The sequence below is a fragment of the Xanthomonas bromi genome, from assembly GCF_900092025.1.
In the GTDB taxonomy this organism is placed as follows: Bacteria; Pseudomonadota; Gammaproteobacteria; order Xanthomonadales; family Xanthomonadaceae; genus Xanthomonas; species Xanthomonas bromi.
The window spans coordinates 90881-112833 of sequence record NZ_FLTX01000013.1 but is presented as its reverse complement, the minus strand read 5'-3'; the positions used below and the strand labels follow the sequence as shown (position 1 = coordinate 112833).

At 63.2% G+C, this 21953-nt stretch carries 22 protein-coding genes; 7 read left to right on the top strand and 15 right to left on the bottom strand.

Translation table 11 applies throughout. The annotated features are described in order from the left end of the window. Window positions 1-107 precede the first annotated feature (107 nt). Window positions 108-1115, top strand: coding sequence for an energy transducer TonB (locus tag XBLMG947_RS05590; RefSeq protein ID WP_065466771.1), 1008 nt, complete (start codon window positions 108-110; stop codon window positions 1113-1115). A 197-nt stretch (window positions 1116-1312) separates the two neighbouring features. Here XBLMG947_RS05590 and XBLMG947_RS05585 read toward each other — a convergent pair whose 3' ends face one another. From XBLMG947_RS05585 to XBLMG947_RS05560, 6 genes are all read right to left on the bottom strand, one after another. After that, window positions 1313-2506, bottom strand: a complete 1194-nt coding sequence (locus tag XBLMG947_RS05585) for an ABC transporter permease (RefSeq protein WP_065466770.1) — start codon at window positions 2504-2506, stop codon at window positions 1313-1315. After that, window positions 2503-3249 (bottom strand): ABC transporter ATP-binding protein, encoded by a 747-nt coding sequence (locus XBLMG947_RS05580; protein ID WP_065466769.1) that lies wholly within the window; start codon window positions 3247-3249, stop codon window positions 2503-2505. The genes XBLMG947_RS05585 and XBLMG947_RS05580 overlap by 4 nt, the downstream gene beginning before the upstream one ends. Window positions 3250-3280: 31 nt before the next feature. Further along, window positions 3281-4882, bottom strand: a complete 1602-nt coding sequence (locus XBLMG947_RS05575; protein ID WP_065466768.1) for an alpha/beta fold hydrolase — start codon at window positions 4880-4882, stop codon at window positions 3281-3283. A gap of 60 nt (window positions 4883-4942) precedes the next feature. After that, window positions 4943-5143: a helix-turn-helix transcriptional regulator gene (locus tag XBLMG947_RS05570; RefSeq protein ID WP_065466767.1), complete on the bottom strand. Its 201-nt coding sequence runs from the start codon at window positions 5141-5143 to the stop codon at window positions 4943-4945. After that, the gene (locus XBLMG947_RS05565; RefSeq protein ID WP_065466817.1) at window positions 5140-5727 is read right to left on the bottom strand and encodes a hypothetical protein; all 588 of its coding nucleotides are present in this window, start codon (window positions 5725-5727) and stop codon (window positions 5140-5142) included. Before XBLMG947_RS05565 ends, XBLMG947_RS05570 begins: the two co-directional genes overlap by 4 nt. Before the next feature lie 479 nt (window positions 5728-6206). Next, window positions 6207-6479: a metal/formaldehyde-sensitive transcriptional repressor gene (locus XBLMG947_RS05560; RefSeq protein ID WP_065466766.1), complete on the bottom strand. Its 273-nt coding sequence runs from the start codon at window positions 6477-6479 to the stop codon at window positions 6207-6209. 65 nt (window positions 6480-6544) lie between these two features. On the opposite strand from XBLMG947_RS05560, the gene dmeF reads away from it, so the two are divergent. Next, window positions 6545-7549: a CDF family Co(II)/Ni(II) efflux transporter DmeF gene (gene dmeF / locus XBLMG947_RS05555; RefSeq protein ID WP_065466765.1), complete on the top strand. Its 1005-nt coding sequence runs from the start codon at window positions 6545-6547 to the stop codon at window positions 7547-7549. An 84-nt stretch (window positions 7550-7633) separates the two neighbouring features. On the opposite strand, the gene XBLMG947_RS05550 is transcribed toward dmeF, so the two are convergent. Next, window positions 7634-8461 (bottom strand): ferredoxin--NADP reductase, encoded by an 828-nt coding sequence (locus XBLMG947_RS05550; RefSeq protein ID WP_167352003.1) that lies wholly within the window; start codon window positions 8459-8461, stop codon window positions 7634-7636. Between the two features lie 35 nt (window positions 8462-8496). Between XBLMG947_RS05550 and XBLMG947_RS05545 the strand changes: the two genes are divergently transcribed. From XBLMG947_RS05545 to XBLMG947_RS05525, 5 genes are all read left to right on the top strand, one after another. Next, window positions 8497-9492, top strand: coding sequence for an ABC transporter ATP-binding protein (locus XBLMG947_RS05545; RefSeq protein ID WP_065466763.1), 996 nt, complete (start codon window positions 8497-8499; stop codon window positions 9490-9492). Beyond that, window positions 9489-10301 (top strand): ABC transporter permease, encoded by an 813-nt coding sequence (locus XBLMG947_RS05540; RefSeq protein ID WP_181093116.1) that lies wholly within the window; start codon window positions 9489-9491, stop codon window positions 10299-10301. The genes XBLMG947_RS05545 and XBLMG947_RS05540 overlap by 4 nt, the downstream gene beginning before the upstream one ends. A gap of 1 nt (window position 10302) precedes the next feature. Continuing rightward, window positions 10303-10881 (top strand): hypothetical protein, encoded by a 579-nt coding sequence (locus XBLMG947_RS05535; protein ID WP_065466761.1) that lies wholly within the window; start codon window positions 10303-10305, stop codon window positions 10879-10881. A 116-nt stretch (window positions 10882-10997) separates the two neighbouring features. Then, window positions 10998-11936 (top strand): 2-dehydropantoate 2-reductase, encoded by a 939-nt coding sequence (gene panE, locus XBLMG947_RS05530; protein ID WP_065466760.1) that lies wholly within the window; start codon window positions 10998-11000, stop codon window positions 11934-11936. 524 nt (window positions 11937-12460) lie between these two features. Beyond that, complete coding sequence (locus XBLMG947_RS05525) at window positions 12461-12976, top strand: hypothetical protein (protein ID WP_065466759.1); 516 nt, start codon at window positions 12461-12463, stop codon at window positions 12974-12976. A gap of 135 nt (window positions 12977-13111) precedes the next feature. Here the strand turns inward: XBLMG947_RS05525 and XBLMG947_RS05520 are convergent, their stop codons facing one another. The 8 genes from XBLMG947_RS05520 to XBLMG947_RS05485 form a co-directional block, all read right to left on the bottom strand. Beyond that, entirely contained in the window at window positions 13112-13531 is a 420-nt protein-coding gene (locus tag XBLMG947_RS05520) for an acyl-CoA thioesterase (protein ID WP_065466758.1), read from the bottom strand. Window positions 13532-13556: 25 nt separating this feature from the next. Continuing rightward, window positions 13557-14009, bottom strand: a complete 453-nt coding sequence (locus XBLMG947_RS05515) for a hypothetical protein (RefSeq protein ID WP_065466757.1) — start codon at window positions 14007-14009, stop codon at window positions 13557-13559. Window positions 14010-14049: 40 nt separating this feature from the next. Next, entirely contained in the window at window positions 14050-14376 is a 327-nt protein-coding gene (locus tag XBLMG947_RS05510) for a thioredoxin family protein (protein WP_065466756.1), read from the bottom strand. Beyond that, window positions 14348-14842, bottom strand: a complete 495-nt coding sequence (locus XBLMG947_RS05505) for a flavodoxin (protein ID WP_065466755.1) — start codon at window positions 14840-14842, stop codon at window positions 14348-14350. Before XBLMG947_RS05505 ends, XBLMG947_RS05510 begins: the two co-directional genes overlap by 29 nt. A 94-nt stretch (window positions 14843-14936) precedes the next feature. Next, window positions 14937-15914, bottom strand: a complete 978-nt coding sequence (locus XBLMG947_RS22475; RefSeq protein WP_139074358.1) for a hypothetical protein — start codon at window positions 15912-15914, stop codon at window positions 14937-14939. A gap of 39 nt (window positions 15915-15953) precedes the next feature. Continuing rightward, window positions 15954-16997, bottom strand: coding sequence for a ribonucleotide-diphosphate reductase subunit beta (locus XBLMG947_RS05495; protein ID WP_209437464.1), 1044 nt, complete (start codon window positions 16995-16997; stop codon window positions 15954-15956). A 167-nt stretch (window positions 16998-17164) separates the two neighbouring features. Continuing rightward, window positions 17165-19666: a ribonucleoside-diphosphate reductase subunit alpha gene (locus XBLMG947_RS05490; RefSeq protein WP_065466752.1), complete on the bottom strand. Its 2502-nt coding sequence runs from the start codon at window positions 19664-19666 to the stop codon at window positions 17165-17167. Window positions 19667-20839: 1173 nt separating this feature from the next. Continuing rightward, window positions 20840-21883 (bottom strand): DUF475 domain-containing protein, encoded by a 1044-nt coding sequence (locus XBLMG947_RS05485; protein ID WP_039422155.1) that lies wholly within the window; start codon window positions 21881-21883, stop codon window positions 20840-20842. Window positions 21884-21953 lie beyond the last annotated feature (70 nt).

The window sequence follows — 21953 nt, the reverse complement described above, 5'->3', positions numbered from 1 at the left end:
AGACCACCCCAGCAATGCTAGATTGCGGCATTGCCGTCCATTGCGGGAACAATGGCCGGCGCTCGCCGCAGCAACGTTATCTTTCGCACTCGGGGTAAGGGAGACGCATGTTGGATCTGACACAGGGCCGTATGGCACGCCGGATCGCGCCGGTCATTTTGCTGGTTGGCCTGGCCGCCTGCTCCAAGCAGGAAGACACCGGCGCTACCACCGCACCCGCTAACGGCGCGACGCCGGCGGCATCGGTCCTCACGCCTGCTACGGCGGTCTCGCCGCAAGTGCAGTCGATGGCTGCCGACCAATTGCGCGCATCGGCCACCAAGGCGCTGCAGGATAACCGCATGTACGCCCCGGCCGGCGACAACGCGGTGGAGTACTACCTGGCCTTGCGTGAAAAGCAGCCGCAGGACGCCACTGTCAACAGCGCGCTGACCGATCTGCTGCCGTATACGCTGATCGCCGCCGAACAAGGCATCAGCCGCGAAGAATTTCCCGAAGCGCAGCGTTTGATTGCATTGATCGAAAAGGTCGATCCCAAGGCACCGGCATTGCCGCGCCTGAAGAGTGGACTGGAAACCGGCATGAAGACCGCCGCCAACCGCTCCCAGCAGGATGCCGAACAGGCCAAGAAGCTGGTCGATGACAAGGCCAAGCAGGCCGCCGAGCAGAAGCGTCTGGCCGAGCAGCAGACCCGCGAAGCCGCCGCTGCGCAGCAAATTGCCGCGCAGCAGGAAGCGGCCCGCCAGCAGACTGCCGAGGCCGAGCGCCAGGCCGCTGCGCGTCGTCAGGCCGAAACGCCGGCGCCGGCACCGGCGCGTCCGGCACCCGCGGCTGCGGCGGCTGCCGCACCGGTCGCCGCGCAGTCGCTGCGCCCGATCAGCACCCCGGCACCGCGCTACCCAACCGAAGCACTGCGTGCCGGCACCTCCGGCGAAGTGCTGGTGGAACTCACGGTCGGTACCGATGGCGCGATCACCGCCTCGCGCGTGCTGCGCGCCAACCCGCCGCGCGTGTTCGACCGCGAAGCGCTCAACGCGGTCAAGCGCTGGCGTTTCGAGCCGGTGGCCACACCGGTGACCACCCGGCGTACGCTGTCGTTCAATCCAGGCGGTTGATGCCTGGATCGTTGATGGCATGAAAAAGCAAAGCCCGCAGCGATGCGGGCTTTTGCGTTGTGGCGGATAAGCCAGTGGCGCTGCGTAGCGTTATGCCCTGAGAACGCGTCGTGCACGCCTGTGCGGCTGAACCTGCACGCGAGTCGCGTCCCTCATCCGGTGCTGCGCGCCACCTTCTCCCGATGGGACAAGCAACATCACCCCGAAATCGCCAGACGTTCCTGGTGATACCGCCGTACTGCCGCATACCACAGCAAGGCCGCCACACCGAAGCCGGCCAGTAGATACACCGCCCAGGTCTGCAGGTTGATGGGCTCGTGGCGGATCACCTTCAACAACATCTGGTTCTGCGCCAGAAACGGCACCGCAAAGTGCCACAACTGCGTCTTCAGCGGATAGGCCATCAATGCGTAGCCCGGCAGCATCGGCAGCAGCAATAACCAGGTCATGTGCGCCTGCGCTTCCTTCATGCTCTTGGCGGCGGCAGCCAGATAGGTCAGCAGCGAAGTGCCGACGAACAGCATCGGCACCAGGATGAAGAGCATCTGCAGCATCGGCATGAGACCGACATTGAGCTGGCGGCCAAGGTTGGACGTGGACAGCTGCGCACTCAGCTTGAACGCCAGCAAGGTGAGCAACAACGACACCATGCCGATCACGCAGGCCGCAGCGATCTTGCCGCTGACGATGGCGCTGCGTGGCGCGGGTGTGGCCAGCAACGGTTCCAGCGACTGCCGTTCGCGCTCGCCGGCGGTGGCGTCCAGAATCAACGAGGCGCCACCCAGAAACGAGGTGATCACCAGCAACACCGGCAGCAGCATCGCCATCATCTGGCCGCGCTTGGCTTCGGCCGTGGCCAGGTCTTGCGCGGCGACTTCCAGGGGCCTGGAAACCTGCGCGTCGATACCGCGTGCCAGCAGACGCAATGCGCCGACCTGCTGGCTGTAGCCGGTGAGCGCGGCCTGCAAGCGCAGGCTCGGCACATCGGCCTCGCGGCGGGTGCTGTCCTTGATGATTTCCACCAGCGCCGGCCGGCCTTCGCGCCAATCCTCTGCGTAGCTATCGCTGATGCGCAGTGCCACGTCGACATCCTGGTTGCGAATCGCCGCCGTCAGATCGGCTGGCGCATCCACTGCGTTGAGCCCTTGCGCGGCCAGAAAACGCACCAGAGTCGGCGCATTGCTGCGGCCGAGCGTTGGGATATCCAGCGGCTTGTCGATCTGCGTACGCACCCGGCTTTCGCTCAGGGCGCCCATGCCCAGGATCAGGATCGGGTACAGCAACGGCGATAGCAGCAACGCCAATGCCAGGGTGCGTCGGTCGCGCGAGATATCGCGCAATTCTTTGCGCAGCACCGTCCATAGCGTTGACAACAAGGATGTGGTGCTCATGCGTGCAGTCCCTCGTCCGAGCCGATCGCCTTGACGAAGGCGTCTTCCAGATTGTGTCCACCAGTTGCAGCGCGCAGTTCGTCGGCGCTGCCGGATGCCACGACCGTGCCCTTGGCGATGATGACGATGCGATCGCACAGCGCAGCCACCTCCTGCATGATGTGGCTGGAAAAAATCACGCAGCGCCCCTCCGCACGCAGCTGCTGCAGGAAGCCACGCATGGCGCGGGTGGTCATCACGTCCAGACCGTTGGTGGGCTCGTCCAGGATCACGTTGCGCGGGTCGTGCACCAATGCCCGCGCAATCGCGGTCTTGGTGCGCTGGCCCTGGCTGAAGCCTTCGGTCTGACGGTCGAGAATGTCGTCCATATCCAACGCATTGGCCAGCAGGTGCGTCCGTTGCGCGATCTGCGTGCGCGACATGCCGTGCAACTCACCGAAATAGGCGATGTTCTCGCGTGCGGTCAAGCGCTTGTAGACGCCGCGTGCGTCCGGCAACACGCCGAGTGCGCGGCGCACTGTCACCGGGTCGCGGGCGGCATCCACGCCATCCACAGTGACGCTGCCCTGGTCGGGCGACATCAGCGTGTAGAGCATGCGCAAGGTGGTGGTTTTGCCGGCACCGTTGGGGCCGAGCAGGCCGGTGATCTGGCCATCGGCAGCACTGAAGCTGACCCCGTCGACGGCTTTCACCAGTCCGGCCTTGGTCTTGAACGACTTATGCAACGTATCGACGACGATCATGCGAGCGCCTCCGTGGCGTGGGCGATGCGGCTCATGGTTCCCATCCGTTGAACGAGGTGAAGGCCGGTACGGTGTTGAGGCTGGCAACGCAGGTGGTCTGCAGCGCCTTGGCATCGGCGCTCTGCAGGAACTGGCTCAGTACCTTGGGCATGCAGCCCAGGCGGAACACACCATGCCCCTGCCCTGGCGCGATGACATGGCGAGCGTTCGGCAAGCCCTGCAGCACCCGCTGCGCGTAGCGTGGCGGCGTGACCGGATCGAGTTCGCCGGAGAGCAGCAGCACCGGCAGTGTCGAGCGGAACGGTGCGCTCGCCGCAGCTGGCGCCGGCGTGGATGGCCACACCTTGCACGGCGCGAAGAACATGTCGGCCACCTCGTTGCCCAGCAACGTGCTGTCGGTGTGCTCTGGTGCGTGGTAACGCCCGGCATCTTCGCTGCACAACACCGACCATTGCATCAGGCGATTCATCTGATCGGACATGCCCGATGCGCTCATTTGCGCCAGCGCCATCAACGCGGCGTAACGGCCTGCGGCCGCTTCGTCCAACACCAGCGGCAGCAGCGACGCAGTTTCGGGTGCATACGAGAAACCGAACGCCAGACCCGTCACGGTATCGGCAGTGACCTGTTCGTGGCGCAAGACGCCGGTGCGCGGGTCGCGGTAATCCACCGCCACCGGTGCCTGCCGTAGGCGCTCGACCACCTGGCGCAACTGCGTGCCGGTATCGACCGGAAAACGCCTGGCGCATGCAGGCTGCTGACGGCATTGCGTGGACTGCAACGCGATCGCGTCTTCGAAGGTGCGTGCGAACTCGCCGCCGATCACCAGATCGTTCGGCACCACGCCATCGATCACCACAGTGCGCGTGTGTTGCGGATAGCGCGCGGCATAGTGCTGGGCCACACGCGTGCCATACGATGCACCGATCAGATTCAGCGTCTGCACGCCCAATGCCGCGCGTACCGCATCCAGATCGCCGATGGCTTCGTGGGTGGTGTAGTAACGCGGGTCGGCATCGTCACGCAGGCCGTCGGCGCATCGCTGCGCATAGTCGGTCAATTGCGCGGCGGTGGCCTCGCTGCTGTTCTCCAGCGCCAGCGGCTTGCCGGCCGCATCGCGACACTCCAGCGGATGCGAGCCACCTGTGCCGCGTTGATCGACCAGGAAAATGTCGCGCTGCTTGCGGACTTCATGCAGGCCCATGTCCACGATGGCCGCCACTTCGGTTGCCGACTGCCCGGGCCCACCGGCGATGAAGAACACCGGGTCCGGCGCGCTGCCGCCGCCGGCTTCGCTTTCCAGCCAGGCAATCTTCAACGTGATGCTGCGCCCGCTCGGCGCGGCTGGATTTTCCGGCACGCGCAGGCGCGCGCATTGCGCTTCGCTGTTACCGGCCGCACCGCCAGCGCTCAGCGTGCATGGCGTGAACCGCAGCGTGCCGTAACGATTGCCTGCGGCGCTACCGGGCGGCGTTTTTCCAGCGGGCTGCTGCGCAGACGTCCCGGACGCGGACGCGGCAGACTTTCCTGCAACGTCGTTTCCTGCGGCAGGCGCTGCTGTGCGTTGGCATCCGGCGGCCAGCACTGCGATCAGTGCTGCCGCCACCATTGTGGATTGCTTGACCATCGTCACCCTATCTCCTGGTATTGCCTGTTCCATGACATTGCATACGGCCACATGTGACCGCGGCACCTACTGCCCATCTTCGTAAAGAAACACGTGCTCGATCGATTCCCCAAACAAACGCACGATACGAAACGCCAACGGCAGGCTGGGATCGTATTTGCCGGTTTCCAGCGCATTGATCGTCTGCCGCGACACACCCAGCCGTTCGCCGAGCTCCCCTTGCGACCACCCATTGGCCTCGCGCAATTCGCGCACGCGGCTCTTCATTCAAAACGACGCGCATGGATGCTTTTGGTGATGCCGTAGATGGCGCACAACAACGGAAACACCCACAGCATCGCCGCACTCGCTGGAACATCGATCAACTCGGCGGCCTGCACGAACCCGGCGGTCATATATGCAGCGCTGACCAGCCCGGCGGCAATGGCGATCGCTTCCAGTTCGATACGCCGTTGCATCTCGTCCGAATCGCGCACATAACGCGCCACCGCACGAATCACCAGCACGACCAGCACGGCCGGCAGCAACGCGATCAACACCCGCGCCCAGTTCGGGCCGACATGCGCAAGCAGATAGCGCCAGAACAGCATCACCACCACGTACAACAGCATCGGGATGCCGAATTCGCGGTGATACCGACGCGCCAACAGCGGGCGGGTGCTGTCGCGCATCTCGCCGCGCGCCAGCCACATCGGCACCGACAGCAGCATGCACGACCCACCGATGCCGGCGCTGAGCCCGGCGATGTAATCGTCCAACGGCAACACCTGCCACAGACCCAGCAGACCGATGCCGAGAAGCACCATTCCCAGGCAGAACACCAGCAGCGCCTTGCGTTTGCAGCGTGTCATGTGCACCGCCTCGGCGCGGCGATTGCCCACGCCAGACGACCGCTGCGCACACGCCCGGCGATCATTCGCACGGCGCAGTGCGTTGCGCGGTCATGCCTGCATTCCCGTTGCTGACGCTGCCGCCGCATCTCAGTCGCCTGTCAAGTACGCTTGACAGGCAAGATGCGCTCACCGGATCTTGCTGTCAAGCACCCTTTACACATCAAGAAGAGCGTTTCTGCATTCTCATGCATTGCCTGGCAGACGTTGTGCGGAACAGGCAGTCAGCTACTGCAGTGGCTGCGTCAGCGCCGTGCCACCTGCATGCTCGCCATTCCAGCGGGCGATGTGCCTGAGCACAGCGCTGCCGAGATGCGTGGTGCATGTCCTGTCACGCGTAGCCCCGCACGCCCTTGCATGCGTGACATGGCGTATGCCTGCCGCACCCAACGTAGACCGCGCGTGCCTGACGATGAGCGCTATCGCCCAGGCTCCGAGCTCTACTTCAGATAGGTCTTGAGAATGGCCGTGATGTCATCCACTGCCAGCTCGCGCTCGCCCAGTGCCTGCGGTGCGGCAACATGGTGCTTCAGATGCTCGCTGAGCAACTCGACCATCAAGCCCTGCGCCGCGCCGCGGAACGCGGCCACCTGGGTCAGCAACGCGGTGCATTCCACGTCCTGCGCCAGCGCCTTTTCCAACCCTTCCACCTGCCCGCGGATCCTGCGCACGCGCGCAAGCAGCTTGGATCTGTCCTGATTGAGATGCGCCACTGCCGTATACCCCCCAGGGGTATTTAGGATACCCTGTGGGGGTACCTTAGCCAGAGCCACCACCGATGTCGACCACGCACGCCGCGCCGCATTGCGCGCAGTCGCATACCTTTGCCAGCGCCAATCCGCTTGCCGAGCGCAGCACCCGCAAGGCGGTCATCGTGACCGTGCTCATGATGGTGGTGGAGATCGTGGGCGGTTGGACGCTCAATTCCATGGCCCTGCTCGCCGACGGCTGGCATATGAGCTCGCATGCGCTGGCACTGGGTTTGGCGCTGTTCGCCTACCGCTTCGCGCGACAGCATGCCGGCGATATGCGCTTCGCCTTCGGCACCTGGAAGGTCGAGGTGCTGGGCGGCTACACCAGTGCGATCCTGTTGCTGGGCGTGGCCGGGCTGATGGCCTTCCAGTCGGTGGAACGCTTGTTTACGCCCAAGCCCATCCAGTATCAGGAGGCCACCGTCATTGCGGTGATCGGCCTGCTGGTCAATCTGATCTGCGCGTGGTGGCTGCGCGACTCCCACGGACATGGGCACGGTCACTCCCACGGGCATGCCGGTCACGGCCATGCGCACACCGATACCCACGAACGTCATGGTCATGGTCATGGTCATCACGATGCGCACAGCGATCTCAATCTGCGCGCGGCGTATCTGCACGTGGTGGCCGACGCCGCAACCTCCGTGCTTGCGATCGTCGCGCTGGTTGCCGGCATGCATTGGGGCGTGACCTGGCTGGACCCCATCATGGGCATCGTCGGCGCGGTGCTGGTGACCGTCTGGGCCTGGGGGTTGTTGCGCAGCACCGGCAGCGTGTTGCTGGATGCGGAGATGGACGCACCGGTCGTGGCCGAAGTGAAGCAGGTCATCGCCGAACTTCCGCATGCGATCGATATTGCCGACCTGCATGTCTGGCGCGTCGGCGGCGAACGTTATGCCTGCGTCCTCAGCCTGGTCACTGCAGCCGACATCGATGCGGAGTTGGTGCGCCGCGCACTGCAGATCCACGAAGAACTGGTGCATGTCACGGTCGAGCTGCAGCGCCCGGCACTCCTAACGCCTGCGGCCTAATACCGCAGCGACTCCGCGCCGCGCTGAAGGCCACAGCACACAGGCAGGCATAGGCGGCACGAACGCGCGGCCCGCAGGCTGCCCTCAGACCTTGGGCGGCGTCGAACTGACGTACTTCTCGCGACGGATCTGCGCGCTCGGCAGCCCGGCTGCTTTCAGCGCTTCCAGGCAGGTGTCCACCATGTCCGGGTTGCCGCATAGGTAGGCGATATCGTGCGCGGCATCGGGGGCGAACTCGGCCAGCTGCTGCTGCACATAGCCATGCCGCACATCGGCATGCGGCTGGGCGGGCAACTCGCGCGAAAAACACGGCACGTGGCGGAACTGCGGATGCGCATCGGCAAACGCGCGGAAATCGTCGCCATACAGCAGCTCGGCCGGGGTGCGCGCGCCCTGCAGCAACACCACCTGCACGCCGCGGGTGGCGATTGCCTCGGCCAGCAACGGCAGCATCGAGCGGTACGGCGTCACCCCGGTACCGGTGGCGATCAGCAGATAGCGCCGGTTGTGGTCGCCCGGCTGCAGGCAGAAGCGGCCGTAGGGCCCGCTGGCCTGCAACCGGTCGCCGATCTCCAGGCCTTCGAACAGCGCGGTGGCCGAGCCGCCGGGCACGAAACTCACCGCGATCTCCACCGCCTCGCCCGGCCCCAGCGCGTGGTCGTGGATGGTCGCCAGCGAATAGCTGCGCTTGGTCGGCGTGCCATCGGCGTAGTCGAAATGGATCTGGATGAACTGCCCGGGCTGGAAATCCAGCAGCTGCCCGTCATCACGCACGAACTGGCAATGGGCCACGGTGGGCGCAATCATGCGCCGGTCGACAAGCTTGAGGGGGAATTGAACGGGCACGAACGTATTTGGGACAGTCTGTGATCGGGGCGAACCCCCACGGGCTTCTATAATAACGGGCTGCAACTCGCTGCGCCGGCACCCTGGCGCGAAGGATCCTCTTGAATTCACCATCTCCCAGTGCACCCGCCCTGCGCGTGTGCGATCTGCGCAAGACCTACGACAACGGCACCCAGGCGCTCAAGGGCGTGTCGCTGGACGTGGTGCCGGGCGACTTCTTCGCCCTGCTCGGCCCCAACGGCGCGGGCAAATCCACCCTGATCGGCATCATCAGCTCGCTGGTGAACCTGTCCGGCGGGCAGGTGGAGGTGTTCGGCACCGACCTGGTCGCCCACCGTAGCGAGGCGATGCGCCTGATCGGCCTGGTGCCGCAGGAAATCAACTTCAACCTGTTCGAAAAGCCTTTCGACATCCTGGTCAACTACGCCGGTTTCTACGGCATGCCGCGCCGGCAGGCCGAGCAGCTGGCCGAAGTGGAACTGCGCCGCGCGCACCTGTGGGAAAAGGCCCAGGTGATGAGCCGCACGTTGTCCGGCGGCATGAAGCGCCGGCTGATGATCGCCCGCGCCATGATGACCCAGCCGCGCCTGCTGATCCTGGATGAACCCACCGCCGGTGTGGACATCGAGATCCGCCGCGACATGTGGCGCGTGCTCAAGGACATCAACGCCGCCGGCACCACGATCATCCTGACCACCCATTACCTGGAAGAGGCCGAGCACCTGTGCCGCAACCTGGCCATCATCAACCACGGCCAGATCGTCACCCAGGGGCCGATGCGCGAGCTGCTGGCCAAGCTCGACGTGGAAGGCTTCCTGTTCGACATCGACGGTGAGCTGCCTGCCCAGCTGCCGGCGATCGAAGGCACCACGCTCACCGCCATCGACGGCCATACGCTGGATCTGGACATGCCGCGCGCGATGGACCTCAACCGCGTGTTCGCCGCACTGGGCGATGCCGGCATCCGCGTGCGCTCGATGCGCACCAAGAGCAACCGGCTGGAAGAATTGTTCGTTCGTCTGACCGGGCCCGGCGAGAATCCTGCCGCCCCGACCCCTGCTGCTGCAGCGCCCGTGCGCCCGGCAGGTCACCCATGAGTCCTTCGGAGCCGTCGATGTCCGCCACGCCTGCAACACCCCGCCAACGCAACTGGATTGCGCTGGGCACCATCGTGCGCCGCGAAGTGCAGCGCATCCTGCGCATCTGGGGCCAGACCCTGGTGCCGCCGGCCATCACCATGACGCTGTACTTCTTGATCTTCGGCGGGCTGATCGGCTCGCGCGTCGGCGACATGGGTGGCTACAGCTACATGCAGTTCATCGTGCCCGGCCTGGTGATGATGAGCGTGATCCAGAACAGCTACGGCAACATCTCTTCGAGCTTCTTCGGCGCCAAGTTCGGCCGTCACGTCGAGGAATTGCTGGTCAGCCCGATGCCCAACTGGGTGATCCTGTGGGGCTATGTGTCCGGCGCAGTGCTGCGCGGCGTGATGGTCGGGGCGTTGGTGCTGATCATCGCGATGTTCTTCACCCCGGTGCGCATTCCGCATCCATTGGTGACACTGACCACGGTACTGCTGGGCGCGATCATCTTTTCGCTGGCCGGCTTCATCAACGCGGTGTACGCCAAGAAGTTCGATGACGTGGCGATCGTGCCGACCTTCATCCTGACCCCGCTGACCTACCTGGGTGGCGTGTTCTATTCGGTGAAGCTGCTGCCCGGCTGGGCCGAGGCGGCCACCCATGCCAACCCGATCTTCTACATGGTCAACGCCTTCCGCTACGGCCTGCTCGGCAGCTCCGACGTGCCGATCTGGGTGGCCTACGCACTGATGCTGGGCTTTGTCGCGGTGCTCAGCGCGCTGGCGCTGTGGCTGCTGCGGCGTGGCGTGGGCTTGCGGAGCTGACATGGATCGCAAGCACGTGACGCAGAGCGTGGAAGGTTATTCGCACGCACTTCTCGCGAACGCGGCGCGCTCTTTCCTTGAGAAAAGCGAAGATGCCGCAGAGGAGCAACCTAACCACTTCGCGCTGGGCGCCATGATGATGTGTTGCTTTGCTTTAGAGGCCTACTTCAACCAGCTCGGCCATGCGTTGCACGGACGTCAAATGATTCCACAACTTGAAGCCATCAAGGACTTTGAGTGCAAAGCGCCTGATCAGAAATTTCTGGAATTAATTGATACGTTGGATCTCACAATGGAGCACGTCTCACTTAAGACAGTGAATGAACTCTTCGATTTCCGCAACAAAGTCGCTCATCCAAAGCCGTATGCGCGCGAAGACGAGAAGGCCACATGGAAAGGGGTTAGGCCGCTCACTCCTAGCACCGATCCGCCTTGGGCTAAGCAGGCGAGGCCGAAAGAAGCGCGTCGATTTGTGGAGAACATGGAAAAAATCATACGCCACATGAATCAAGCCAGCTTGCGAAAGCTCGGCCACGATTTCCCGATGGATATCCTTGGCAGAGCTAGTCAAATCTACTGACCCAAACAAAAGGCCCCGGCGATTCCGCCAGAGCCTGATGCCGACCGAGAATCCCCGATCCGGCAGAAATAATAGCTGACGTCTGCGCGTTCGAATTAAGTTGAAAGGAATTTTCCATGCATATCCTCATCCTCGGCGCCGGCGGCACCGGCGGCTACTTCGGCGGGCGTCTGGCGCAGGCCGGCGTGGATGTCACCTTCCTGGTACGCGATGCGCGCGCCGCGCAGTTGCAGGCCGACGGCTTGCGTATCCGCAGCCCGCTGGGCGATGCGCAGTTGCCGGTGGCGCATGTCACCGCGCAGGCGTTGCCGGCCCTGGTGGCGCAGCGGCCGTTCGATCTGGTGATGCTCAGCTGCAAGGCCTACGACCTGGACAGCGCGATCGAGGCGATTGCGCCGGCCGTGGGCGAGCACACCACGGTGCTGCCCATCCTCAACGGGCTGCGCCATTACGCGACGCTGGACGAGCGCTTCGGTGCGGCGCGCGTGCTGGGCGGGCTCTGCTTCATCAGCGCGACCAAGGGCAAGCACGGCGAGATCCTGCATCTGGGCAAGCCGGCGGCGATCACCTTTGGCGAGCGCGATGGCAGCCCCGACTCGGCGCGCGTGCAGGCATTTGCTGCCGCGTGCACGCAGGCCGGTATCGCCCATGTGGCGAGCGAGCAGATCGCGCAGGAGCAGTGGATCAAATACAGCTTCCTTACCGCGCTGGCGGCGGCCACCTGTTTGATGCGCGCACCGGTCGGTGCGATCGTGGCCACCGACGACGGACGTGCGCTGATCAACGGCCTGTACAACGAATGTCTGTGGGCGGCCGATGCGGCCGGGCAATCGATTCCGGAAGCTGCGCGCACCAAGGCGTTGCAGACGCTGCTGCAGGTCGACTCGCCGTTGAAAGCCTCGATGCTGCGCGATCTGGAAGCCGGCCAGGAGGTGGAAGCGGCGCAGATCGTCGGCGACATGCTCAAGCGCGTGCGCGAGACCGGCCGCAACGCGCCGCTGCTGATGGCCGCCAACGTGCATCTGCAGGCGTATCAGGTGTTGCGGCATAGCTGATGGGGATGGTGGGCGGCCGTGCGCATGCGACGCATGCCTCGCCCCCATCCGCCCTTCGGGCACCTTCCCCCGCAGGCGGGGAAGGGAGTCGTCGCTACCGCTGCATGACTGGCCGAGCGGCCTGCGTACTCCTACGCCGTTTGGCCCTGGCAGATCCTTCTGCCGCGTGCGGGAGAAGGTGGTGCGAAGCGCCAGATGAGGGTGCGTGTGCTCGCCGTAGCTTTCGCGCCGCCGTGTCGACCTTCTTGCCACTCCACCGCATAGCTCCGGTATATCCCCTTTCCCGCATGCGGGAGAGGGTGGCGCAAAGTGCCGGATGAGGGCGCGTCCGCTTGGCGTAGCCTGCGCACCGCCGCAGCGACCTCCTGACCACTCCGCCGTTTGCTCCCCGCAGACGTCTTCTCCCGCACGCGGGAGAAGGTGGCGCGAAGCGCCGGATGAGGGCGCGTCTACTTGGCGCAGCCTTCGCGCCGCCACGACGCCATGCACACGATGCTCTGCATCCCTCACTCGCCGTCGTCATCATGAAGCTGCTCAGCCACCTGTTCCGTGCCGGTCACTTCGTGATCCTGGCGTTCTTTGTGCTGTGCGCAGCGGGATTGGTGGGCATGGCCGGGCTGGAGTTGTGGCATGGCTTCACACCTGGTGGCGACATGGTGGTACGCGACCGCTTCAACGTGGTGCTGGAGGCCATCGGCCTGCTGACGGTGGCATTGGTCACGCTGGAACTGGGCCAGACCATCTTCGAAGAGGAGATCCTGCGCGACGTCAAGGTTAGCGGGCCCACGCGCGTGCGCCGCTACCTGTCACGCTTTTTCGTGGTGATCGTGATCGCGCTGGCGATCGAAACGCTGGTGTCGATCTTCGAACTGATGCACGACGACCCGGCCAAGCTGCCATACGCTGCTGCGGTGGGCATGTGTGCGGCATTGCTGCTGATCGCCTGGGGCGTGTTCGTCAAACTCAATCGCAGCGCCGAAGAGCTGGAACCTGAGGCGATGGAAGAAACCAAGCGCGAAGACCGCGAGGTGCAGGAATAATCGCGGCAGACAGACCGCCGCTGGCGGTCGTCAGGGAGGCGTGCAGGCGTTGCGAAGCAACGCAGTTGACGCATGGCACATGTCGATTTTCCGAGTGCTGGCCGCGTTTGTTTCGCAGCAGCACCATCATTCTTATCAGTCGCTCTCAGCCCGGTCAGCGTCAGTTGACAGCGGCGGCACCGAGGTCGGTTTGCCGTCGGCATCGAGCGCGATCATCACGAAGTGCCCGCGCGTGCACAGCTCGCGTGCGCCGCTGAGCAGGTCTTCGGCGATCAGTTCCACTTCCACCTTGATCGAGCTGCGCCCCACCGACACCACGCGCGCAATGGTTTCCACCATCTGGCCCTGGCGGATCGGCAGCTTGAAGTCCACCTGCTCCGAGCGCGCGGTGACTACCGCACGCCGCGCATAACGCGAGGCGGCCAGGAACGCGGCCTTGTCCATCCACGCCAGCGCCTGGCCACCGAACAGCGTGCCCATGTGATTGGTGTGGTTGGGGAACACGATCTCGGCCATGCGGGCTTCGATCGGTGGGACGGTGGTGGTACTCGTCATAGGGAGGCCGTCAAGCAAGGGGCAATCAGCGTTGCAGCGTCGGAAGCAAACTCAGGTCCATGTGGTAACGCGATGGCCGCTGCGGATCGACGAAGACCCGCAGCAGTTGCCCGTCTGCCAGGAATGGCTGCGGATCGGTCCACAGGTTATCGCTGCGATACTCCGCCAACGTGTTGTGGATGCGGTCGTGACGATGGGCGAGGATGCGGAATGGATGCTTTCCGTTGACCTCCAGGGAGGGATTGAGCTCAACCTCAACGAAGCTCGCTTCCACCACCGTGCCACGCTCGCGCAACCACGCAGCACGCCGCGCATGCCGTACGCGACGGCCGAGGATGCCGCCCCCCATGCCACCGAACGCCACGCCCAACAGCAGCAGGATCCAACGCGCCTGATCCGGCATCAGCGCCGCACCGGTCAACAGACCCAACCCCGCCAGCAGGAAGCTCCAGGCAATGATGGTGACGGTTGCGTTCATCGCCGGGCGCCCGCGCGGCCGCCATGGACGGCCGGCATGCTCACAGCCCGCTACGAACCGCCGCTTCGACCTGCGCCGGCGATTGGAAACCCGGCAGGCGCGTCACTTCGGCACCGTCCTTGAACAACGCCAGGGTCGGCGTCTGCCGCAGGCCCAGTTCGCGGAAGAAGTCTTCGCCCACCACCTCCAACTTCACCTTGAGAAGTGCGACGCCCGCGGCATCCTCGCTCGCAGCGAACTTAGTCAGCGACATGTCGAGCATCTTGCAGCCCGGGCAATTGTCCTTGTAGTAGTCGACCAGTAAGCGCGGATGCGCCGCCAGGGCAGCGGCGTAGTCGTCAGGGGTGGTGGCGTGGAGCGTCTGCATGGGGGGTGTTCTCGAACGGTGTATCGGTGAGGGCAAGAATGTGGTCTGTCCAGCGTTGGATCTGGGTGGCGTCGCGTTCGCCGTGCGGCATCTGTTCGATCTCCAGCCGCGGGTAGCGCGTACCGAAGAACGCAGCGATGCGCCGGGCTGCACCGCAATAGTTCTCCTCGCCCCACTGCGTCTCTCCGGTGCCGAATACTGCAAGGCATTCCGGCTTGCCGACCGCGTTGACGAGCTGTTCGATGAAGCGCTTCATCTCCGGCGGCGTACGCCCGGCGTTGATGCTCCAGCTGCCGAGGATGTAGAGATCGTGCTCGGCGCTGTCCGGGCATGCTTGCGCCAGCGTCTGGATGTCGGCATCGATCCAGGTTACCGCGTGGCCAAGTTCCTCGCAGCGCGCACGGATTGCACGCGCGACGTCACGCGTATTGCCGCTGAGCGAGGTATGGGCGAGCAGGATGTGCATGGGGTCAGACTTTGGTTCGATCAATGAATGTCAGGCTGCGACAAGGACTCCGCGACAACCAACTCTAACCCTGACCCTCCCCACATAACCGTTTCTAGTCAATTTTTCTCTGAAAGAACGCGAGGGCCTTCCCCCTCAGGTCTGAGTCGCAAAATTCTTGCAAACATAGCATCTCTATGAGTAACTCGACCTGCTTGTCGATCCGACCATATAGAGCCAAGAGGTTTTCGACTTGGTGCTTGGGGATGTACTTAGCGAGTTGGACGTAAGAATTGGAAGTGACTCGGGACTGGGAGAGAACATCATTCCAAAGAATTCTCTTACGAATCCCACTAACAATACGTTTGTACTCGAGGTAAGGCTGATAGGAATCTGCGTATTGCGAAATGACTTCGCCGCGATGCCACTCATAAAAATTCTGAACCGACTTTCGGTAATCAGAAAAAACTTGGCGGATATTGATGGTGTCCGGCGCATCGGCCAAGTAAGCCCGTGCTCCAGCGTTCCAATCATCCCATCGAAGCAGCTCTTTCTTTTCAATTACAAAAGATGCCTCACGAACCCCTCTTTCAAAGTCGTTAGTGATGACCCAGTTTGCTTCAGCAATGCGCCAGTGCGTGTTGTAGTTTCTAAGTCGTTGAAGAAATTCGTGGAGGCCATTTTTGGGAAACATCTTCACAAGATTCTCTTCATATCCTTCAGTTGGATATTTTTCTTTGAATCTGCGAGCATGATCAACAAGAGCCATTACAGATGAGGTGCAATTGAAGATGCCCCTTTTTACCGCCCTAGTGTGCCCAGCAGCCAGCTCTACGTTCACTTCATTCCAGAATCCGGGGCCTGTGCTCCGCTCCGAGAACAAAATTATTTCATCAAAAAGTTCAGCGACTGACTGCTGGAAAATCCAAAGCGTGTCTTGGAGTTCATTTAGCGAACGCCATAGATGACCTCCTACCGTTTCCTCGATGACCTCGGAAGTTCTCACAAAATCAGCGAAGTAAGCCCTCTCGATTTGTTCACGAGACCAAGGCTGAGATTCAGTCTCGAGATAATTGCGAGGATTTAGAAGCATTTTTATGTGCTCCTAGAAGAGCGCGGGACACCCATTCAATTACAGATCGTCGAAACCGTTATCCGAATTGGTCTTCTTGTACGACGCATTACGCATCTCGAAGAAGTCGGTCTTGGTCTCGGTGAAGTTGTCGGCGTAGGCCTTGATCCATGGCATCACGTTGTCATTGGCGCCTTCGTACAGCTTCTCGATGCCGAGCATGCCGGCCATCTTGTTGGCGCGGTACTTCACGTAGCGGATCATCTCGTCGACGTCGATGCCGTCGATGCCGTCCAGCACTTCGGCCGTCCACACCGTTTCCAGGTCGATCGCGTGCTCGAACGCCTTGTGCACGTAATCGGTGAGCTCATCGCCCTGCAGCGCCTGGTTCTCGCCGATGATGGCGCGAATCAGCTCGCTGATGAACTTCGAATGGGCCAGCTCGTCGCGGTTGATGAAGCTGATGATCTTGCCGGTGCCGGTCATGCGGTTCTGGCGGACCAGATTGTAGAAATACGCAAAGCCGGAATAGAAGTTGATGCCTTCCAGGATCGAGGACTGGATCAGCGAACGGATCAGCGTTTCGGCCGTCTTGTCGCGCATGAAGTCTTCGTAGGCGCCCATGATCGGCGCATTGCGCTTGATGATGGTCGGGTGCGTGCGCGCGATCTCGAACACGCGGTTCTGGTCGGCTAGGCCGGTGATCGAGGCCAGCACGTAGCTGTAGCTCTCGTTATGGATCACTTCCTGCTGGCCGATGATCGCGGCATTGGCATGCGCGGCCGGGTCGGTGATGTATTCGGCGACGTTGTAGATGAAACGCGTCTGCGGCGAATCCAGCGTGGCCAGCAAGCCGATGATCGAATCGTAGGCATTCTTTTCGCGCGACGACAGCTCGTTGTACTGGCGCGCGTCGCCCTTCATGTCCACCTCGTCGGGGATCCAGAAGTTGGTCGACAGTTCCTTGTAGGCCCGATAGAAGGACGGATACGGAATGTCGTTCCAGTTGAGGATGCCCGAGGTCTGACCGTTGATGATGCTGGTCGAACGGTTCGGGTGACGCGGCTCAAGAATTTTGATGCGCTCAAGCGGTGTTGCGGACAGGGCCATTGTTCTTTCTCGAATTTCATTGCGCCAATGACGGCGCTAAACGTGCTGGAGCAAAGCCCCCTGAGTCAGGGGGCGCGCCGAAGGCGCGGGGTGTGGGAGCTAATGAGCCGGGGCCCACGGTTCGCAACGCGAACCGTGGGGAGCGAAAGCGCGACTGCGCTTTAGCTCGAACACCACTCGCATTCGCTGATGTCGATATCGTTGGAACGCACGTAGTACGTGGTCTTCAGGCCTTCGCGCCAGGCGGTCATGTGCAGATCCAGCAAGGTGCTGGCACGGATGGTGCTGGGCACGTAGAAGTTGAAGCTGATCGACTGGTCCACGTGACGCTGGCGACGCGCGTTCTGGCGCACGCTGGCGAACTGGTCGACCTTGTAGGCGCCCTTTTCGTAGTACGGCCAGGTTTCCAGCGACAAACCGGGAGCTGCGACCGGACGACGGAAGTCCTTCTTTTCTTCGTAGTAGAACGCGCTGTAGATCGGGTCGATCGAGGCGGTGGAGCCGGCGATCTGCGCGGTGCTCATGTTCGGCGCCACGGCCAGCATCCACGCATTGCGCACGCCATTGACCGACACCTGCGCCGACAACTCCAGCCACTGCGGGCTGTTGTAGTCGCGCGCACGGAAGTACTCGCCGTTATGCCAGTCGCTGCCGCGGAACACGCTGTAGGTGCCCTTTTCCTTGGCCAGCTCCATGCTCGCCTGGATGGTCAGGTAGTTGATGCGCTCGTACAGCTCGTCGCTGTAGTCCTCGGCTTCCTTGGCATTCCAATGAATGGCCTTTTGCGCGAGCAGGTGATGCCAACCGAAGGTGCCAAGACCAATGGCGCGGTACTTCTGGTTGGTGATGGTGGCCTGCGGCACGGGGAGCTGATTGAGATCGATCACGTTGTCGAGCATGCGCACCTGGATCGGGATCAACCGCTCCAGCACGTCGGCGCCCAGCAGATCGGCCTGGTCGTCCTGCGCGATGATCGCGCGGCCCAGGTTGATCGAGGACAGGTTGCACACCACGAAGTCGCCCGCCTTCTTGGTGGTGACGATCTGATTGCCGCTGATGATCTCCTGCATCATCCGCGTGGGGCTCATGTTCTGCAGGATCTCGGTGCACAGGTTGGACGAATAGACCATGCCCTCGTGCTTGTTCGGGTTCTTGCGATTGACTTCATCGCGATAGAACATGAACGGGTTGCCGGTTTCCAGCTGGCTGACCATGATGCGCTTGAAGATTTCGATCGCCTTGACGGTCTTGCGCGTGATGCGCTCGTCGGCGACGACTTCTTCGTACTTGCGACGGAAGCTGCTGTTGGCGTCGCCCTTCTTCTCGTCGTAGAAGTCCTGCAGGTACCAGCCCTTGATCCGCTTCACTTCGTGCGGATCGAACAGGTACCAGTCGCCGCGGCGCTCGACCGCTTCCATGAACAGGTCGGGGATGCACACCGAGGTGAACACGTCGTGCGCGCGCAGGCGCTGGTCGCCGTTGTTCAGGCGCAGATCCAGGAACGACTCGATGTCGCGGTGGAAGATGTCCAGATAGACCGCGATGGCGCCCTTGCGCTGGCCCAGCTGATCCACCGACACCGCAGTGTTGTTGAGCTGCTTGATCCACGGCACCACGCCGCCGGAGGAATTGGACACGCCGCGGATCGCCGAACCGGACGAACGCACATAGCCCAGGTACGCGCCGACGCCGCCGCCGTGCTTGGACACGCGCGCCACGTCGGTGTTGGAGTCGTAGATGCCCTGCAGGCTGTCGTCGACGGTGTCGATGAAGCAGCTCGACAACTGCCCGCCGACCTTGCCGGCATTGGCCAGCGTCGGCGTTGCCACGGTCATGTACAGGTTGGACAGCGCCCAGTAGGCCTCGCCCACCAGCTGCATGCGGCGCTCGCGGCTGCCCTTGCCGGTGCCGATCTCGTCCTGCATCAGGTACAGCGCAATCGTCAGCCAGCGCTCCTGCGGCAGCTCGAACACGCCGCGCGAGTTGTCGGTGGCCAGGTAACGGGTGGCCAGCAGGTACAGGCCGTTATAGGCGAACAGCTTGTCGCGCTCGGGCTCGATCATCTTCCCGGCTTCGATCAGCTCGTCCTTGGAATAGCGGCGCAGGATGTCGTTGGAATAGACATTGCGGTCGGCCAGGCTTTCCTGCAGGCCCACGAACGAGCCGTACTTCTGGCTGGCGTCGTAGAAGCGGTTGCGGCTGGCGCGCTTGTACAGGCGGCGCAGGTACAGACGCGCAGCGAAGTGCTCCCACTCCGGGGTGGTCAGATCGACGCGGGCTTCGGCCTCGCGGATCAGGTGGTCGACCAGGTCGTCGGCGTTGACGCTGTCCTTGCGCTCGACAAAGCCGAACACCGAGCGCTTGTAATCGGCCACGTCCAGCTGCGGGAACTCGGCATGGATCTGGTCGATCGCGCGGTCCAGGCGCCCGGCCTCGAACGGAATCTTGCGGTTGCCGGCTTCCTTGGTGATCCAGGTGGAGACGGTTTGTTCTTCGATGGTCTGTGCGTGCATTGCAATGGCTTGGCGGGGGGGCGGCACGATATCCGACGGGTCGGTCAACTCCGGCGCGCCGCTACCAGGCGCGCTGACACTGGCGGGAACGCTGGGGGGGGTGGTCAAGGTACCGGCGGCGATCGCGGCAAGGGTGTCGTTGGTGGTCATGCGTCCTCCATGCGTAGGCACACGGACCCGCTCGGGACGGGCTGCGACCGGATCCGGACTCCCTGGACAGCGATGGCGGTGCGGGACGAGCGGCACGCAAGACCCACGGTCTGCGGCGCATCGCCATCACCAGCCATCTCCTCACCGGAGATTCCACGGCCACCACCGCGCGGTGTGCTGTCGCGCGGTGGTCGGTGGCGAAACGACCGTGGCGCACGAAGACCACGCCGCCAACTCCAGGCAATGCCCGGATGACTGTAGTCATAAATGCGACCGCGGCAGGGAGGCCATTTCGATCGCGACCCTGCCGCGATACGTGCTCCCATTGGTCCGGCCACCTTGTGCGACCAACCACCGACTGCCCCAAGATAGTGGGGTCCAGGTGGAGGGTCAACACCAAATGTGGGAAAACCCCGCAAACCCTTGTGGCGCAAAGCACTGTCTGACGAACGGTCGTCCGAAGGGTGCGAACCCGTCCAAGTGGACTGCGCAGTCAAGGCCCAAACCGGCACGTTTGCGAATTGGTTGGGTCCGGTTGGGGTAGCTGCGGCACGTAGCGATGCCGAAGCAGGTCACAGTTGGCGGCGACCGCTCTGGGAGGCATTGCACGCTTGGCACGGTGGCATGCCCGCAGCACGCGCCAGCGACAGGAAGAGCTTGCCACCGCCAATATTGGTCGAGTGCGCGGTGCCCTCACCGCTCGCGGGACACGCCGTGAACCCATCCCTGGGGGCTCGGTGGCGGCATCCATGCCGCCACACGGTCCCGCAAGCGGCGAGGACACCGCACCAGACAGTTGGTCGGCGCTCGTTCGAAAAGCTGTCTGTCGTGCGGCGCCCCTCAGACATGGAGCCAATCGTCATGATCGAACAGGCCGCATCCAGCACTGCTCTTCCATGCGCCCCGACCATCTCGACGGGCCCTTGCCCGCCCACCGTCGCGGGACCTTGAGCGGCATGGATGCCGCGCCAGAGCCTACAGGGACGTACTTGCGGCGTGTTCCACGATGGTGGGCGGGCAAGGGGGCCCTGCAGCAAACTCGCAGCGTCGAGGTTGGGCGTGCAAGGGCAATGCAGCCAATCCACCGACCAGCGTGCTGCCTGATGGCCACGGAGGCGCTGTCAGCCGCTATCAAGTGAACAGCATTACGCCCTGAGCGCGGCCACGCGCGGATCAGATCTCGGTCGGGCCGAGATGGTGGCGCTTGCGGTAGCGGATCGACGACCACACCGAGGCGGCGATGAAGGCCACGCCGATCAGGCCGGTCAGCACCTCCGGCACGTGGTAGACGGTGCCCACCAGCATGATGATCGCCAGCACGCCGATGGCGTAATGGGCGCCGTGTTCCAGGAACACGAACTCGTCCAGCGTGCCTTTGTGCACCAGGTAGACCGTCATCGAGCGCACGAACATCGCGCCGATCGCCAGGCCCAGCATGATGATGACCACATCGCGGGTAATCGCGAACGCACCGATCACGCCGTCGAACGAGAACGAAGCGTCCAGCACTTCCAGGTACAGGAACGCGGCGATGCCCGAGCGCTTGGCCGGGCCCATGCTGCCGTCTTCGCTCTCTTCGGACTCGAACAAGGCATCCACGCTGCCCACCAGCAGATACAGCAGGATGCCGCCCAGGCCGGCGAACAGCACGCTCTGGAAAATCGCCTCTGGCAGGAACAGCTTGGTGCACAGCAGGACAGTCACCGCCACGATCACCGACATCGCGTCGGCCTTGCCCAGCTTGCCGACCAGCCGCTCCACCGGGCCGAGCCAGTGCAGCTTGCGCTCCTGGTCGAACAGGAAGTTCAGGAACACCAGCAGCAGGAACATGCCACCGAAGGCGGCGATGGACGGGTAGTTGTCGGTCAGCACCTGGCTGTAGCGTTCCGGCTCCTTGAGCGCCATTTGCATCACCGGCACCAGGCCCATGCCGGTGGCCACCGACACGATCACGATGGGAAACACCAGGCGCATGCCGAATACGGCGATCAGGATGCCCACGGTCAGGAACAACTTTTGCCAGAACGCGTTCATGTGCTTGAGCACACCGGCGTTGACCACCGCGTTGTCGAACGACAGCGATACCTCCAGCACGCTCAGCACCAGGCATAGCCACAATGCCTGCCACAGGCCCATGGAGGTGGTGTGGCCCCACCAGGCGGCGACGCCCAGGCAGACGGCGGCGACCAACAACGACATTCTGAACTCGCGAAACATTGACACTCCCAGGCGGGCCGAGACGACAGCCGGAGCAACGGGCCAGGGCAAGGCCCGGCAGATCCGGCGT

Coding starts and splice junctions, on each gene's coding strand:
- XBLMG947_RS05590 (WP_065466771.1), top strand. CDS start 108: ATGTTGGATCTGACACAGGGCCGTATGGCACGCCGGATCGCGCCGGTC.
- XBLMG947_RS05585 (WP_065466770.1), bottom strand. CDS start 2,506: ATGAGCACCACATCCTTGTTGTCAACGCTATGGACGGTGCTGCGCAAA.
- XBLMG947_RS05580 (WP_065466769.1), bottom strand. CDS start 3,249: ATGATCGTCGTCGATACGTTGCATAAGTCGTTCAAGACCAAGGCCGGA.
- XBLMG947_RS05570 (WP_065466767.1), bottom strand. CDS start 5,143: ATGAAGAGCCGCGTGCGCGAATTGCGCGAGGCCAATGGGTGGTCGCAA.
- XBLMG947_RS05565 (WP_065466817.1), bottom strand. CDS start 5,727: ATGACACGCTGCAAACGCAAGGCGCTGCTGGTGTTCTGCCTGGGAATG.
- dmeF (WP_065466765.1), top strand. CDS start 6,545: ATGTCGACCACGCACGCCGCGCCGCATTGCGCGCAGTCGCATACCTTT.
- XBLMG947_RS05540 (WP_181093116.1), top strand. CDS start 9,489: ATGAGTCCTTCGGAGCCGTCGATGTCCGCCACGCCTGCAACACCCCGC.
- XBLMG947_RS05535 (WP_065466761.1), top strand. CDS start 10,303: ATGGATCGCAAGCACGTGACGCAGAGCGTGGAAGGTTATTCGCACGCA.
- panE (WP_065466760.1), top strand. CDS start 10,998: ATGCATATCCTCATCCTCGGCGCCGGCGGCACCGGCGGCTACTTCGGC.
- XBLMG947_RS05525 (WP_065466759.1), top strand. CDS start 12,461: ATGAAGCTGCTCAGCCACCTGTTCCGTGCCGGTCACTTCGTGATCCTG.
- XBLMG947_RS05520 (WP_065466758.1), bottom strand. CDS start 13,531: ATGACGAGTACCACCACCGTCCCACCGATCGAAGCCCGCATGGCCGAG.
- XBLMG947_RS05515 (WP_065466757.1), bottom strand. CDS start 14,009: ATGAACGCAACCGTCACCATCATTGCCTGGAGCTTCCTGCTGGCGGGG.
- XBLMG947_RS05510 (WP_065466756.1), bottom strand. CDS start 14,376: ATGCAGACGCTCCACGCCACCACCCCTGACGACTACGCCGCTGCCCTG.
- XBLMG947_RS05505 (WP_065466755.1), bottom strand. CDS start 14,842: ATGCACATCCTGCTCGCCCATACCTCGCTCAGCGGCAATACGCGTGAC.
- XBLMG947_RS22475 (WP_139074358.1), bottom strand. CDS start 15,914: ATGCTTCTAAATCCTCGCAATTATCTCGAGACTGAATCTCAGCCTTGG.
- XBLMG947_RS05490 (WP_065466752.1), bottom strand. CDS start 19,666: ATGACCACCAACGACACCCTTGCCGCGATCGCCGCCGGTACCTTGACC.
- XBLMG947_RS05485 (WP_039422155.1), bottom strand. CDS start 21,883: ATGTTTCGCGAGTTCAGAATGTCGTTGTTGGTCGCCGCCGTCTGCCTG.